Source organism: Streptosporangium sp. NPDC049376 (assembly GCF_044466505.1).
Lineage (GTDB): Bacteria > Actinomycetota > Actinomycetes > Streptosporangiales > Streptosporangiaceae > Streptosporangium.
Genome location: NZ_JBITMT010000003.1, coordinates 328,476 through 341,278 on the forward strand (window position 1 = coordinate 328,476; position 12,803 = coordinate 341,278).

Below are 12,803 nucleotides of genomic sequence, written 5' to 3' on the forward strand. Positions count from 1 at the left end.
GCGATTGCGCCGATCCCGTGGGCCCGTTCTCGTCAGGTGGTCGTTACTCGACGGAGCAGAGCCTGCCGTTGAGGGCGAACCTCAGGGGGGCGGGCTGGGCGCCGCTGTAGGAGGCGGTGAACCCGATCTGGGTCGTCGAACCCGGGTTGACGATCTTGTTCCACTGCTTGTTCGTGCCGCTGATCCGCGAGCCGTTCTGGGTCCAGTCCGCGGACCAGCCCGAGGTGAGCTGCGCGGACGACGCCGGGTAGTCGACCGACAGCGTCCAGCCGTCGATCGGGGTCGTGCCGATGTTACGCACGTTGATCTCCGCGTTCAGCGTCGAGCTCCACGTCGCCGCGCGGTAGGAGACCGTGCACGTCGGGGTCGGGGTGGGGAAGCCCTCCCTGGCCAGGACGGACAGCATGGAGGACGGCTCGCTGAGGTTGCCGGCCTCGTCCTGGGCGACCACGAAGTAGTTGTAGCGCCGCCCGACGACCACGTCGGACTCGGCGAAGTTCAGGATGCCGGAGGACGAGATCGTGCCGACCCTGTCGTAGGCCGACGGGTTCTCACGGTAGACGTCGTACTCCTTGACCCCGACGTTGTCGGTCGAGGGCTGCCAGCAGAACGTGGCGCCCCGGTAGTCCTGCAGGCAGGCGTCCTGCAGGCCGGTCGGCCGGCTCGGCGGCACGCGGTCGCCGGGCTTCGGGGACGGCGAGGGCGACGGGGTCATCCCGGTCAGCGCCGGCACCGTGATCAGTTCGGACGGCGGGCTGACGTTCCCCTCCGCGTCCCTGGCCACGACGTACAGCGTGTACCGGCGGTTCAACTCGCCGGAGACGACGCTGCTCGGGTAGGTCGTGGTGGCGGCGAGGACGAAGCCGTCGACGTCCAGGCGGTACACGTCGTAGATGACGCCCCCGCTTTCGTCCGACGAGGCGCTCCAGCAGATGGAGGCGTAGCCGGTCTGGGTGACGGGGGCGAGTGGCACCGGGCAGTGCCACAGGCCGACAGGACGCGTCGGGGAGCCGGGATTGGTCTGCGTGCTCGTGGGGCTGGGGCTGGGAGTGGACGCGTGGGCGATGCCCCCCCACGGGGCGGCGGCCATGCTGATCGCCAGCATGGCCGTCAGTAACGCCACCGTGAGAAACCCGAGGCTGAGGAGGACCGTCCCGGAGGATCGTCTGCCGATTTGCATGATGTCCCTGTCGAATCGTCTTTTGGCGTTTGTCCCCCCGCGGTGATTGTGGAGTGTTTTTGACATTCCGTAAAGTCACGATTTTGCAGGCTGGCGAAAGCCCAGGTCCCGCCGTACGACGTCGGTCGGCGCTTGGCGCGTCCGACACGGGCCGCCGTCACCGGCCGTGCCCGCAGGCGCTCGACCTCCGTGGCGGAGAGAGCGCGGGGCGGCCGCCCAGGCCGTCATCGCCCCAGGTCACGCCCAGCTCGGGCGGTGTGACGCAGTTCACGTCACGTTCCCGGCTCCTGACCGGTTCTCAGCGGGCGAGAAAGGGAGAGACAGATGACCCATCACATCGTGGTTCTCGGAGCGGGGTACGCGGGGCTGGTCGCAGCCAAGCTGGCGGCGCGGCAGAAGGGGACCAGGGTCACCCTGGTCAACCGGCGGGACCACTTCGTGGAGCGGGTACGGCTGCACCAGCTCGTCACCGGTCAGCGTCTTCGTGACCTGCCGCTGGCCGACCTGCTCGCGGGCACCGGGGTCGAGCTGGTCGTCGACACGGTGACCGGGATCGACGCCGACACCCGGACGGTACGACCGGCGCACGCTCCGGAGATCGGCTACGACACACTCGTCTACGCGCTGGGGAGCCAGGCCGACCTGAGCCCGGTGCCCGGAGCGGCCGAGCACGCCCACACCGTCGCCACCCTCGACCAGGCCGAGCGGCTCAGGACTCGGCTGCGGGACGGCGGCACCGCGGTCGTCGTCGGGGGCGGGCTCACCGGCATCGAGACGGCGGCCGAACTGGCGGAGTGCCTGCCGGAGGTGAAGGTACGGCTGGTCACCGAGGGGGCGTTGGGCGGCGCGCTGTCGCGGCGGGCCCAACGGCACCTCAACGCGGCCTTCGGCCGTCTCGCCGTCGAGGTGCGCGAGCACGCCAGGGTGGCCGGGGTGCACGACGACCACGTCACGCTGGAGGGCGGAGAGCGGCTCGGTGCCGACGTCACGATCTGGACGACCGGCTTCCGGGTTCCCGAGCTGGCGCGCCAGGCCGGGTTCTCCGTCGACGACGACGGGCGCATGCTGGTGGACCCGACACTCCGCTCGGTCTCGCACCGGGAGGTGTACGGCATCGGCGACGCGGCGGCCGTGCGCACGGCCGACGGCGTGGAGCTGCGGATGGCCTGCGCGACGGCGCTCCCGGTGGCCCAGCAGGCCGTACGGGCGATCACCGCGCGTCTGGCGGGGCGGACGCCCGATCCGGTGCGCTTCAGGTACGCCAACCAGTGCGTCAGCCTCGGCCGCCGCGACGGTCTGATCCAGTTCGTGCGCGGGGACGACAGCCCGGTCGAGATGGTGCTCACCGGGCGGACGGCCGTCGCCTACAAGGAGACCATCGTGAAGGGCACCGTCATGGCGTTGCGTCACCCGTGGATGCCGACGCGGATGCCCGGACGCTGACGGGCGCGGGGGCGTCGTCAACAGTCAGGGGGATCCTCGGTAGGCCGCGAGCGGGACCGGTGGATCACCTCCCAGGGGGACGATCTTCACCCGGGGTACGACCAAAAATTGATCTTCACCGCGCCGCCTCTCTGAATGTGATCGCACGCAGAAGGGAACCGATGGAGATGAAGATGAGGACGTATGGCAGGGTCGTGCCCCTTGTGGCGGCGACCGCCGCGGTGGCGGCACTGACCGTCGCCTCTCCCGCCTCGGCCGCGTCCACCGCGGCGGTGACGATCAGGGTCGAGCGGGCCTACTCCGAGAACGTGCCGGAGTGGGGCACGCAGTTCACCTGCCCGACGAACCAGGTGCTCACCGGCCGTTCGCACACCGGTGACGAGAACGCCTGGACCACGTACTACTGCAGCTGGATCCTCATCAACGGCGAGCAGGTCCGGGTGTCCCTCGGGGACTGGACCCCCGGCCAGAAGGAGAGCAGGTCCAGCTACAGCGCCCCGGCGGACCAGGCGCTCGTCGGCCGTTCGCACACCGGTGACGAGAACGGCACCACGCGCTACCGCACCGCCACGCTGTCCTGGCAGGGCCGTCCGGTACGGCTCACCGGCGCCGTCTGGAGCGGCGACCTCAAGGAGAGCAGGCACACCTTCCAGGCGGACTACAACCGGGTCCTCGTGGGCCGTTCGCACAGCGGTGACGAGAACGGCAAGACCCGCTACCAGCACGCCCTTGTGACCTTCGAGGGCTGATCCGCCCATCGTCGGCCCGGTCGCCGAGGTGATCGGGCCATCCCGGCGGGAGACGGGTCCTGTGGCCGTCATCGCACAGGCCGTGCGGGTTCGTACGAGGCCGCGCGGTTCCGCGCGGGTTCACGCGGGTCCGTGCCGGGGTCGTGCGACCGTGCCGCACCGTGATCCGTGTCCCGCCTTTCGGCCGCAAACGCACGCAGAAGGGAACCGAGAAGATGAAGACGAGGACGTACGGCAGGGCCGTACCCGTGGTGGCGGCCGCCGCCGCGGCGGCGCTGACCATGGCCTCTCCCGCCTCGGCCGCGACGATCAAGGTCGAGCGCATCTACCAGGAGACCGTGCTGGAACGGGCGGACGCCTTCGACTGCCCGGCGAACCAGGTGCTCACCGGTCGTTCGCACATCGGCGACGAGAACACCAGGACCACGTACTACTGCAGCTGGATCTTCATCAACGGCGAGCAGGTCGAGGTGCACTCGGGAGACTGGACCGCCAGCCAGCGGGAGAGCAAGTCCAGCTACATCGCCCCCACGGACCAGGCGCTCGTCGGCAGGTGGCACACCGGTGACGAGAACGGCATGACGCGCTACCGCACCGGCGCCCTGTACTGGCAGGGCCGTCAGGTGCGGCTGACCAACCTGACCTGGAGCGGTGAGTACAAGGAGAGCAACCACAACGCGCAGGCCGGCTACAACCAGGTCATCGTCGGCCGTTCGCACAGCGGTGACGAGAACGGCAAGACCCGTTACCTGTACGCCACGGTGACCTTCACGGAGTGATCCGAGGCCCCCTGTGACCCTGATCGCCGCCGACACCCCCCACGGCGGCGATCAGCCGTTTTCCGAGGTGCCCGCCGTACGGCGAAGGCTGTCAGGTCAGGGGGCCCGCGAAGACGATGATCTCGTCGATGTCTCCGGCGGTGGTCACATGGACGACGTCCGTGCCGGACAGCACGGTCTCGCCGTCGGCCGTCTCGTAACGCCAGCCGAACCTCGCCCACTCTCCCGGGGCGTCCACCCGGGTCGTCCTGACGAGGCGCCCAGGCCCGGCGGGGTGGCCGTGGACGACCTCGGTGATGAAGTCGTTGACGGCCTCACGGCCGACACCCCGGCCGAGCGGTCCCCAGAAGACGACGTCGGCGCTCACCGCACGGCTCAGGAGGGTGGCGCGACGCTCGGGGTCGGAGGTGGCGGTGGCCTCGACGAAGACGTCGATCGCCTGCACGTGGAGATCGTGGAGATCGTCGCCCATGGCCCCGGGTCCTTTCGACGGTACGTTCCCGACACGCTACAGCGAGCGTACGACGGTCAAGATGTCCTAGGTCGTGGGGGAGGGGCGTTCTACGATCCTGGGAAGGGGGTGGGGGCCATGGCGGAGGAACTGACGGGTCTGGCGGGGCTGCTGTACGAGATGGGGTTGCTCAAGCGGTACCGGCGCACGGGGTGGCTGGTCGCGGGGGTGCGGGATCCGGAGAGCATCGCCGACCACTCCTTCAGGGCGGCGGTCATCGCGAGCGTGATCGCGGCGCTTGAGGGCGGGAATCCCGAGCGGGCCGCGTTCATGAGCCTGTTCCACGACACCCAGGAGACCCGGATCACCGACATCCCCTACCTCGGCAAGCGTTACCTGAAGGCGGCCTCGAACGAGGAGGTCACCGCCGACCAGGTGAGCGGGGTGCCCGAGGTCGTGGCGGGGATGGTGCGCGGCGCGGTCGCCGAGTACGAGGAGAAGACCAGTCTCGAAGCCGTCTGCGCCCGTGACGCCGACAAGCTCGAATGCCTCGTCCAGGCCGTCGAGTACCGCGAGCAGGGGCACCAGAACGTCCAGCCGTGGATCGACAGCTCGCTGGCCGCGCTGCGGACGGCCTCGGCCAAACGGCTGGCGGACGAGGTGCTCGACACGGGGTCGCTGGAGTGGGTGACCCAGGTCCTCAACGGCGACTGAGCGCTTCCCGAGCGGGCGGGCCCGGAGGTCAGGGAACCGTCAAGGGAAGGTATCGTGAGGATGTTCGCCCAGCTCAGCCCCCTTCCGCCTGCTCGGCGGCCCCGTTCGGGGAACCGCCGGAGGAAGGCAGGGGAGAGCCACGGGGAAGCTCGGAAAGCTTAGGAAAGCCCCATGAGCACTCACGTTCACGTCCGTGTCAGCGACGGCCTGGCCGTCACCGAGACCGGCGACCTGGTCGAGGGCTACCGCTGCGGGTGCGGCGCAACCTGGACGAGGATCCACCGGGCCGACGAGGGACAGCCGGAGCGCTGAACCCCCCGCCGTCCCGAGGCGCGCGAGGGCGCGGGTCAGGCGCGTACGGCGCACAGGAGACGGTTGTGGCCGCGCTGCCACAGGCAGCCGACCTCGACGAAGCCCGCGTCCAGCAGCGCGTCGACGTGCGTGGACAGCAGCGGGGACTCGGAGCCGTGGTGGTCGGCGCCCGCGGTGGCCCGCTCGGTGTTGAGCTCGGCGAAGTCGGGGTCGGCGGCGACCGCGTCCCACCACTGACGCCAGTCCTCGGGACGGTTCCCGGCGAACCTGCGCTCGGCCTCCCGGTCGTGCACGACGCGTTCGAGCCGGGCCAGGACCGGGGTGGTGTCGTCGGTCTCCAGGTGGTCGCCGTTGAGCAGCAGCCCGCCGGGGCGCAGTACGGTCGCCACCTCGGCGTACACCTTCGCGATGTCCTGCGGGGAGATCCAGTGCAGCGCCGTGGTGCTCACCACGGCGTCGGCGGGCCCGTCCAGGCCGAGCAGGTCGCTCCAGCCGGGGACGCGCAGGTCGAGGGAGACGAACCTGAGGCGCGGATCGGGGTAGGCGGCCCGGCCGAGACCGAGCAGCAGCGGGTCGGCGTCGACCGCGACCACCCTGGCCTCGGGGAGGCGTTCCAGGATTCGGGCGGCCAGTGAGCCGGGCCCGCAGCCGAGGTCGAGGACGAGAGGGTCGGGACGGCCCGCCGCCTCGACGGCGTCGACCAACGCGGTGAAACGCTCCTCGCGGTCGGGCAGGTAGCCCTCCTGCTGGCGGTCCCAACGCGTGATCCACTCGTGTGCGACATCGTAGGTGAGCACACAGGCCTCCTTGTGACCGTCTTCTATGCTTTAGGCAGTTACAAGCTAGAACGCGAGAAGGTAACCGGTCAAGTGGATTTCAACAGTCACACCGATGGGGTCGTCCGGATCGCGGTCGCACTGGTCAACGCGTTGACGCCGGGAGAGGCCCGAGGCCGTCCCTTCGCGCCGCCCCACGACCTCGCCGCCGCGGCCACCGAGGTGCTGCGGGACGCCGGATACCCCGACCACGAGAGGCTCACCGAGGACGAGGCCGCCGAACTGACCGGGATCGCGGTCAGACTGCGCGAGGTCTTCGAGGCCGTCGCGGCCGAGGACGTCGACACCGCCGCCCTGAGGGTCAACGACCTGCTCACCCAGACGCGGGCCCGGCCCTCACTCCAGCGGCACGACGGCGAACCCTGGCACCTGCACTTCCACGGCCCCGGCGGGACCGTGTCCGCCGACTGGGGGGCCAGTTGCGCCACCGGCCTGGCGATCGTGCTGGGCGGCGAGTTCCGCGACCGCCTCGGCGTCTGTACGGCCCCGCACTGCGACCGCGTCTACGTGGACGTCTCCCGCAACGGCACCCGCCGCTTCTGCGGCACCGCCTGCCAGAACCGCGTCAAGACCGCGGCCTTCCGCGCCAGGGAGGCCAGGGGGAGACTCACTCCGTGACCAGGCCCGCCTCGTGGGCCAGAACGGCGGCCTGGACCCGGTTCCGCAGGTCGAGACGGGTGAGGATGGCGCTGACGTGCCCCTTGACCGTGCCCTCGACGAGCCCGAGCCGCCTGGCGATCTGGGCGTTGGACAGCCCGGCGCCGAGCAGGGCGAGCACGTCGCGCTCCCGCTCCGTGAGCGTCTCGACCCTGGCACGGGCCGCCGTGGCACGGCCCAGCCGGGGCGAGCGGAGCTCCCCGATCACCCGCGCGGCCATCCTCGGCGACAGGTAGGCGCCGCCCCCGGCGACCGCGTGCACCCCGGCGATCAGCTCCCGGGGGTTGCCCGACTTGAGCAGGAAACCACGCACACCGTCGTCGAGCGCCCTGGTCAGGTAGGCGTCCTCACCGAAGGTCGTGAGCACGGCGACGGAGACCGAGGGGGCCGCACGGATGATCTCGACGGCGGCGGAGAGGCCGTCGAGCCGGGGCATGCGGATGTCGAGCAGGGCGACGTCCGGCCGGTGCGCGAGGGCCATTTCGACGGCCTCCCGCCCGTCCCCGGCCTCGGCAACCACCTCGATGGCCGGATCGGTGGCGAGGATGGCGCCGACCCCGGCCCTGACCATCTCGTCGTCGTCGGCCAGCAGCACCCTGATCATGACTCCCCCACGTGTGGCAGCGTGGCCACGACCTCGAACTCCCCGCCGCGCGGTCCCGCGCGGAAGGTCCCGCCGTGCTGCGAGACATACTCCCGCAGCGCCGCCAGGCCCGCCCCTCCTCCCGCGCCCCGCCGTACACGCCGGGGGAGGGGGTTGACGACGGTGACCACGGTCGCGCCGTCCGAGGTGGCCAGCCGTACCCGCACGGCCTCCCCGGCGGCGTGTTTCGCGGCGTTGGTCAGCGCCTCCTGGACGACGCGGTGGGCGACCCGGCCGACCACGGGCGGCAGGTGCCCTACGCCGTGCCGTTCGAGCGAGACCGGCAGGCCCGCGCCCGAGGCCCGATCGACGAGGGCCCGTACGTCCTCGGCGTCGCGGGCCGGGGCCGGGCTCAGCGGCGCGGGACCGCCGTCGCGCAGCAGGGCGAGGACCTCGGCCAGGCGCTCGGTCGCGAGCCCGGCGCCCTCCCGCAGCTCGGCGGCGGCCCTGCGGTGGCGTTCGTCCAGGTCGGAGGCCATCTCAAGGGCCCCGGCCCGCAGCGCGAGCAGGCTCAGCTCGTGTCCGAGCGTGTCGTGCATGTCGTGGGCGATACGGGTACGTTCCTGGAGCATGGCCCGCTCCGCGGTGACCACGACCAGTTCGGCCTGCTGGTGCGCGGAACGGCCGAGCAGCCACGGCAGCGCGACCGTCAGGCCGAGCAGCAGCGCCCCCACCCCCCACACCTCGCCTCTGACCAGGCCGAACACGACGTCGAGCACCACCCCGGCCGCGCACGCGCCCAGAGCGGGAGCCACCTTCGGCGCCCCGCGCCCGGCCAGCAGACTGATCACGAAGACGGCCACGCAGAGCGCGCTGCTCCACACCGGCACGTTGTCGGTCATGCTCAGCGCCACGGTGACACTCGTCACCGCGCACACCCCGAGCGCGACCACCGGGTACGGCCCCAGCAACGCCACCCCCGCGACGGGGGCGAGCAGGGCGGCGACCAATGCCCACCCGGCCAGCTCGTCATGGGACATGGCGACGACGGCCAGCAACCCCACGAGCAGGACCGACGCCCACGGCGGGACGGGCGAACGCGCCGCCGCCCGGCGTATCCAGCTCGTCATGACACCGACACTATCCAGGCCATCGCCATCCAGGTCATCACCGGTCAGGAGGTCACCTGCCGGGACGAAAGGTACGGCGGAGCCGTACGAGGGCGACGACGCGGGTGGTCAGCACGGCGAGGTTCGACAGGGCCGCGACCGCCGTCCAGGTGACCAGCGCGACCGAGTAGTAGAACAGCTGCAGGTGGGTGAGGTCCCGTCCACCCCCGGCGAGCATGCCGAGCAGGCGGGGCAGGAGGACCAGCAGGACGAGGGGGAACAGCCGGGGCAGCAGCCTCGGCAGGAGCCGCCACGACGGCCGGGAGACGAACCGCCCCGCCCAGCGTCCGGTGCGCCGCAGGTTGCGCACCCCCAGGGCCAGGCTCAGCAGGGTGAGGCAGGCCAGCACCAGGTCGATGATCAGCCGCAACGAGGAACCGGCCTCCGGGCTTGCGCCGGTCACGAGGGTGGCCAGCTCCTCCGCCAGCGCGCCGATGCCCTCGTTGCCGAGGCCGATGCCGCCGTTGCCGATGACCGCGATGCCGTACCCGCCGGGAAGCAGCAGCTGGTGGGCGGTGTAGGTGAACCAGATGCCGCTGTGGCTCACCCGGCCCCTCGCGTCGGTGTCCCAGCCGAGGCCGTACGTCCAGCGCCGGTCGGAGGGGGTGTGCGTGGTCCGCACGCCCTCGGCGGACAGCAGCCGGGTACCGTTCGGGGCCACGCCCCCCTTGTTCTGCGTGATCAGCCAGACGGCCATGTCCTCGGCGGTGGTGATCACGCCGTCCGAGCCGCCGACGAACCGCTTCGGCTCCGGGGCGGGGACCGACATCCCGTAGGCGTAGAGGTGTCCCTCGCGCACCCCGGGCGGCAGGTCACGCGGCGTCTGGGAGATCGTGGTCGTCGAACGCATCCCGGCGGGCCCGAACACCTGCCGCCGCATGTACTCGGCGAACGGCTCACCCGTGACGACCTCGACCAGCCGGGCGGCGAGGTGGTAGTTCGTGTTCGTGTAGAGGTGCCGGGTGCCCGGCTCCGCGGCCAGCGTCGCCGTCCTGGCCCGCGTCACGGCGTCGGCGGGGGAGCCGGGCTGCGGCAGGCTCTTCTCCGGGAAGGTGCCGTCGCTGAGCCCGGAGGTCTGCTCCAGCAACTGGCGTACGGTGATCCGCTCGCCACGGGGGTCGGCGATGCGGAAGCCGGGCAGATAGCCGCGCACCGGGGCGTCCAGGACCACCTTGCCCGCCTCGGCCAGCCGCATCACGGCGAGCGCGGTGAAGGACTTGCTGACCGACGCGACCGGCATCGGCGTCGTCGCGGTCACCGCCGCGCCCGAGGAGTCGTGGCCGTACCCGCCGGTGTACAGCACCCGGTCACCCAGGGTGATCGCGGTGGCTATGCCCGGGTAGCCGGTCCTGGCGGCGTACTCGGCGACCACCCGTTCGATCGCCGCGGGAGTCGGCTCCCGTACGGCTCGCGTCTCCCGTGCGGCGACCGCCGCGGCCGGCGGTACGGTGACCGCCGTGGTCGTCAGGGCCATCAGGAGGGCGACCGCCGTGGTCGCCGTTCTCCGCCTCGAACCTCTGTTCCGCCACACAACGCGCTCCGATCGTCTCGTTGACGAACGTCACGCTAAACACCGTGAATCACCAGGTCAGGAGCCCGAAGTAAGGGGTGACCCCTGACTTTCGTCAGGTGCGGGTTTTCTCTTGGTGGCCTGGGAGGTTCGTGGGGCGCCATAGGCTGTGGGGCATGCAGGAACCGGTGGAGAAGCAGACGAGCGCCCTGTCGAAGATCGCCCTGCTGGCCGGTGCCGGGGTGGCGGCGGGCGCGCTGGTCGCGGGACTCGCGCTACCGGCGGTGGGCGGCGCGGGCTTCGGACTGATCTCAGCGAGTAACGAGATGAACCTCGCACCCGAGGAACTCGTGGAGCCGCCTCCGGCCGAGGTCACGGTCGTCGAAGACTCCAAGGGCAAGCCGATCGCCCGCTTCTACGAGCAGTACCGCGAGGTCGTGGGGTTCGACGAGATCGCCCCGATCATGAAGACGGCCATCATCTCGATCGAGGACTACCGCTTCTACGAGCACGGCCCGATCGACATCGAGGGCACGATCCGGGCGCTCGCCAAGAACCTGCAGGCGGGCGGGGTCGCCCAGGGCGGTTCCAGCATCACCCAGCAGTACGTCAAGCAGGTGCTGCTCAACGCCGCCGACACCGAGGCGGCCAAGAACAAGGCGCTTGAGGCCAGTTACGCGCGCAAGCTCAAGGAGCTGCGCTACGCCATGGCGGTCGAGAAGAAGTACACCAAGGACGAGATCCTGGCGAAGTATCTGAACATCGCCTACTTCGGTGCGAGCGCCTACGGGGTCGAGGCGGCGGCCAAGCGGTTCTTCGGCATCAGGGCCGACCAGCTCACCCTGCCGCAGGCCGCGACGCTGGCCGGGGCCGTGCAGGACCCCAACGCCACCGACCCCAACCTGGGCAGGAAGCAGCAGGAGAAGCTGCTGAAGCGGCGCAACGTCGTGCTCGACCGGATGGCCGAGCTCGGCAAGATCTCCAAGGACGACGCCGCGAAGGCGAAGGCCACCAAGCTCGGCTACAGGGGCACGGGCCTCCCCGGCGGATGCGAGTCCAGCAAGTACCCGTACTTCTGCATCTACGTCCGCAACGAGATCCTGAAAAATCCGGACTTCGGGAAGAAGGCCGCCGACCGGCTGAAGTTCCTCAACCGGGGCGGCCTGACGATCAAGACCACGATCGACTCCGACATGCAGGCCGCCGCGGAGAAGGCCATCAAGAAGCGGGTCCACGCCTCGGACAACCCCCTCGCCGCCGAGGCGCTGGTCCAGCCGGGCACCGGGGCCATCAAGGCCATGGCCGCCAGCAAGCCGTACGGCGGGGACACCGACAAGCACGAGCTGGCCTACAACCCCGTCGCCGACGCCGCGCACGGCGGCCTCACCGGCTTCCAGGCCGGATCGACCTTCAAGACCTTCACCCTGATCACCGCGCTGAGCAAGGGCATGAAGATCAGCGACGGCTTCAACGTCGGCGCGGGCTACACCGCGGCCGGTTACTCGACGTTCAAGAACTGCGCGGGCGGCACCGCCGGAGACCCGAGCCACACCGTCACCAACGACGAGGGCTCTCCCGGCTGGCGGACCCTGCAGACGGGCACGTGGGGCTCGGTCAACACCTTCTTCATGACGCTCGAACAGCACGTCGGGCTCTGCGAGGTGGTCAAGACCGCCAAGTCGCTGGGCATCCACCGCTCCGACGGGGCCAAGCTCCAGGAGTACGAGACCTTCACCCTCGGCACCAACGAGATGGACCCGGTGACCGTGGCCAACGCCTACGCCGCGATCGGCGCCCGTGGGAAGTACTGCGCGCCGATGGCGATCTCCCAGATCACCGACCGCGACGGCAAGGTCACCACCTACAAGCCCAAGTGCCGTCAGGCACTCGACCCCGAGGTCGCCGACGCGACGGCCGACATCCTCTCCGGCGTGCTCACCAAGGGCACCATGCGGGGGGTCGGCGGCATCGGCCGGGACGCGGCGGGCAAGACCGGTACCACCGACGGCTACGCCTCCGCCTGGTTCGCCGGGTTCACCCCCGACCTGGCGGGCGCCGTCAGCATCGGCGACCCGCGCGGCTCGCAGACCCACAAGCTGGTGGGCGTCACCATCGGCGGCACCTACTACGGCTCGGTCGTCGGTGCCAGCATCTCCGGGCCGATCTGGAAGGACACCATGCTGGCGGCCCTGAAGGACGTCCCGCCGACCAAGTTCACCCCGATCAACACCTCGCGGTTCGGCGGATGCGGCCAGAGCTGCCAGCCCGCGCCCCCGCCGGACGAGAACGACCGGGGTCCGGGCGACGACAACAACGACGACTGGCGGAGCGACAACGGCGACCGGGGCGGCTGGGGGAACCACGGCCGTGAGAACGACACGGGGGGCAACGGCCGGGGTCCCTTCGGCTGACAGGCGGGC

Annotated in this window: 13 protein-coding genes; 7 read left to right on the forward strand and 6 right to left on the reverse strand. The window is 70.8% G+C overall.

Annotated features, from left to right (window positions below; translation table 11 throughout):
• Positions 1-43: 43 nt before the first annotated feature.
• Entirely contained in the window at positions 44-1,123 is a 1,080-nt protein-coding gene (locus ACIBVQ_RS11285) for a cellulose binding domain-containing protein (RefSeq protein ID WP_399177030.1), read from the reverse strand.
• A 381-nt stretch (positions 1,124-1,504) separates the two neighbouring features.
• Between ACIBVQ_RS11285 and ACIBVQ_RS11290 the strand changes: the two genes are divergently transcribed.
• The 3 genes from ACIBVQ_RS11290 (at position 1,505) to ACIBVQ_RS11300 (ending at position 4,151) form a co-directional block, all read left to right on the forward strand.
• The gene (locus tag ACIBVQ_RS11290; protein WP_399177032.1) at positions 1,505-2,623 is read left to right on the forward strand and encodes an NAD(P)/FAD-dependent oxidoreductase; all 1,119 of its coding nucleotides are present in this window, start codon (positions 1,505-1,507) and stop codon (positions 2,621-2,623) included.
• 173 nt (positions 2,624-2,796) lie between these two features.
• Positions 2,797-3,372, forward strand: a complete 576-nt coding sequence (locus ACIBVQ_RS11295; protein WP_362780815.1) for a hypothetical protein — start codon at positions 2,797-2,799, stop codon at positions 3,370-3,372.
• 215 nt (positions 3,373-3,587) lie between these two features.
• Positions 3,588-4,151 (forward strand): hypothetical protein, encoded by a 564-nt coding sequence (locus ACIBVQ_RS11300; RefSeq protein ID WP_352010888.1) that lies wholly within the window; start codon positions 3,588-3,590, stop codon positions 4,149-4,151.
• A gap of 91 nt (positions 4,152-4,242) precedes the next feature.
• Here ACIBVQ_RS11300 and ACIBVQ_RS11305 read toward each other — a convergent pair whose 3' ends face one another.
• Positions 4,243-4,623: a nuclear transport factor 2 family protein gene (locus ACIBVQ_RS11305; RefSeq protein WP_386192013.1), complete on the reverse strand. Its 381-nt coding sequence runs from the start codon at positions 4,621-4,623 to the stop codon at positions 4,243-4,245.
• Between the two features lie 117 nt (positions 4,624-4,740).
• On the opposite strand from ACIBVQ_RS11305, the gene ACIBVQ_RS11310 reads away from it, so the two are divergent.
• Together ACIBVQ_RS11310 and ACIBVQ_RS11315 are read left to right on the forward strand one after the other, a co-directional pair.
• Positions 4,741-5,316, forward strand: coding sequence for an HD domain-containing protein (locus ACIBVQ_RS11310; protein ID WP_352010886.1), 576 nt, complete (start codon positions 4,741-4,743; stop codon positions 5,314-5,316).
• Between the two features lie 171 nt (positions 5,317-5,487).
• On the forward strand, positions 5,488-5,628 hold the full coding sequence (locus ACIBVQ_RS11315) for a hypothetical protein (protein WP_362912538.1): 141 nt from the start codon (positions 5,488-5,490) through the stop codon (positions 5,626-5,628).
• Between the two features lie 35 nt (positions 5,629-5,663).
• Here the strand turns inward: ACIBVQ_RS11315 and ACIBVQ_RS11320 are convergent, their stop codons facing one another.
• Complete coding sequence (locus ACIBVQ_RS11320) at positions 5,664-6,425, reverse strand: class I SAM-dependent methyltransferase (RefSeq protein WP_362912540.1); 762 nt, start codon at positions 6,423-6,425, stop codon at positions 5,664-5,666.
• Between the two features lie 72 nt (positions 6,426-6,497).
• On the opposite strand from ACIBVQ_RS11320, the gene ACIBVQ_RS11325 reads away from it, so the two are divergent.
• Positions 6,498-7,082: a CGNR zinc finger domain-containing protein gene (locus ACIBVQ_RS11325; protein WP_399177036.1), complete on the forward strand. Its 585-nt coding sequence runs from the start codon at positions 6,498-6,500 to the stop codon at positions 7,080-7,082.
• Here the strand turns inward: ACIBVQ_RS11325 and ACIBVQ_RS11330 are convergent.
• From ACIBVQ_RS11330 to ACIBVQ_RS11340, 3 genes are read right to left on the reverse strand one after another with little or no spacing between them, the layout of a single operon-like run.
• On the reverse strand, positions 7,072-7,725 hold the full coding sequence (locus tag ACIBVQ_RS11330) for a response regulator transcription factor (protein WP_352010882.1): 654 nt from the start codon (positions 7,723-7,725) through the stop codon (positions 7,072-7,074). The genes ACIBVQ_RS11325 and ACIBVQ_RS11330 overlap by 11 nt on opposite strands.
• Positions 7,722-8,834 (reverse strand): sensor histidine kinase, encoded by a 1,113-nt coding sequence (locus ACIBVQ_RS11335; RefSeq protein WP_399177038.1) that lies wholly within the window; start codon positions 8,832-8,834, stop codon positions 7,722-7,724. The genes ACIBVQ_RS11330 and ACIBVQ_RS11335 overlap by 4 nt, the downstream gene beginning before the upstream one ends.
• Before the next feature lie 52 nt (positions 8,835-8,886).
• Positions 8,887-10,404 (reverse strand): serine hydrolase domain-containing protein, encoded by a 1,518-nt coding sequence (locus ACIBVQ_RS11340; RefSeq protein WP_399177040.1) that lies wholly within the window; start codon positions 10,402-10,404, stop codon positions 8,887-8,889.
• Between the two features lie 155 nt (positions 10,405-10,559).
• On the opposite strand from ACIBVQ_RS11340, the gene ACIBVQ_RS11345 reads away from it, so the two are divergent.
• Positions 10,560-12,794 (forward strand): transglycosylase domain-containing protein, encoded by a 2,235-nt coding sequence (locus ACIBVQ_RS11345; protein WP_362912548.1) that lies wholly within the window; start codon positions 10,560-10,562, stop codon positions 12,792-12,794.
• The last annotated feature ends 9 nt before the right edge of the window (positions 12,795-12,803 follow it).

What these genes read in the sequence shown, in the direction of transcription:
- ACIBVQ_RS11315 (WP_362912538.1), top strand. Translation starts at nt 5,488, where the DNA reads ATGAGCACTCACGTTCACGTCCGTGTCAGCGACGGCCTGGCCGTCACC.
- ACIBVQ_RS11295 (WP_362780815.1), top strand. Translation starts at nt 2,797, where the DNA reads ATGAGGACGTATGGCAGGGTCGTGCCCCTTGTGGCGGCGACCGCCGCG.
- ACIBVQ_RS11310 (WP_352010886.1), top strand. Translation starts at nt 4,741, where the DNA reads ATGGCGGAGGAACTGACGGGTCTGGCGGGGCTGCTGTACGAGATGGGG.
- ACIBVQ_RS11290 (WP_399177032.1), top strand. Translation starts at nt 1,505, where the DNA reads ATGACCCATCACATCGTGGTTCTCGGAGCGGGGTACGCGGGGCTGGTC.
- ACIBVQ_RS11330 (WP_352010882.1), bottom strand. Translation starts at nt 7,725, where the DNA reads ATGATCAGGGTGCTGCTGGCCGACGACGACGAGATGGTCAGGGCCGGG.
- ACIBVQ_RS11345 (WP_362912548.1), top strand. Translation starts at nt 10,560, where the DNA reads ATGCAGGAACCGGTGGAGAAGCAGACGAGCGCCCTGTCGAAGATCGCC.
- ACIBVQ_RS11300 (WP_352010888.1), top strand. Translation starts at nt 3,588, where the DNA reads ATGAAGACGAGGACGTACGGCAGGGCCGTACCCGTGGTGGCGGCCGCC.
- ACIBVQ_RS11335 (WP_399177038.1), bottom strand. Translation starts at nt 8,834, where the DNA reads ATGACGAGCTGGATACGCCGGGCGGCGGCGCGTTCGCCCGTCCCGCCG.
- ACIBVQ_RS11305 (WP_386192013.1), bottom strand. Translation starts at nt 4,623, where the DNA reads ATGGGCGACGATCTCCACGATCTCCACGTGCAGGCGATCGACGTCTTC.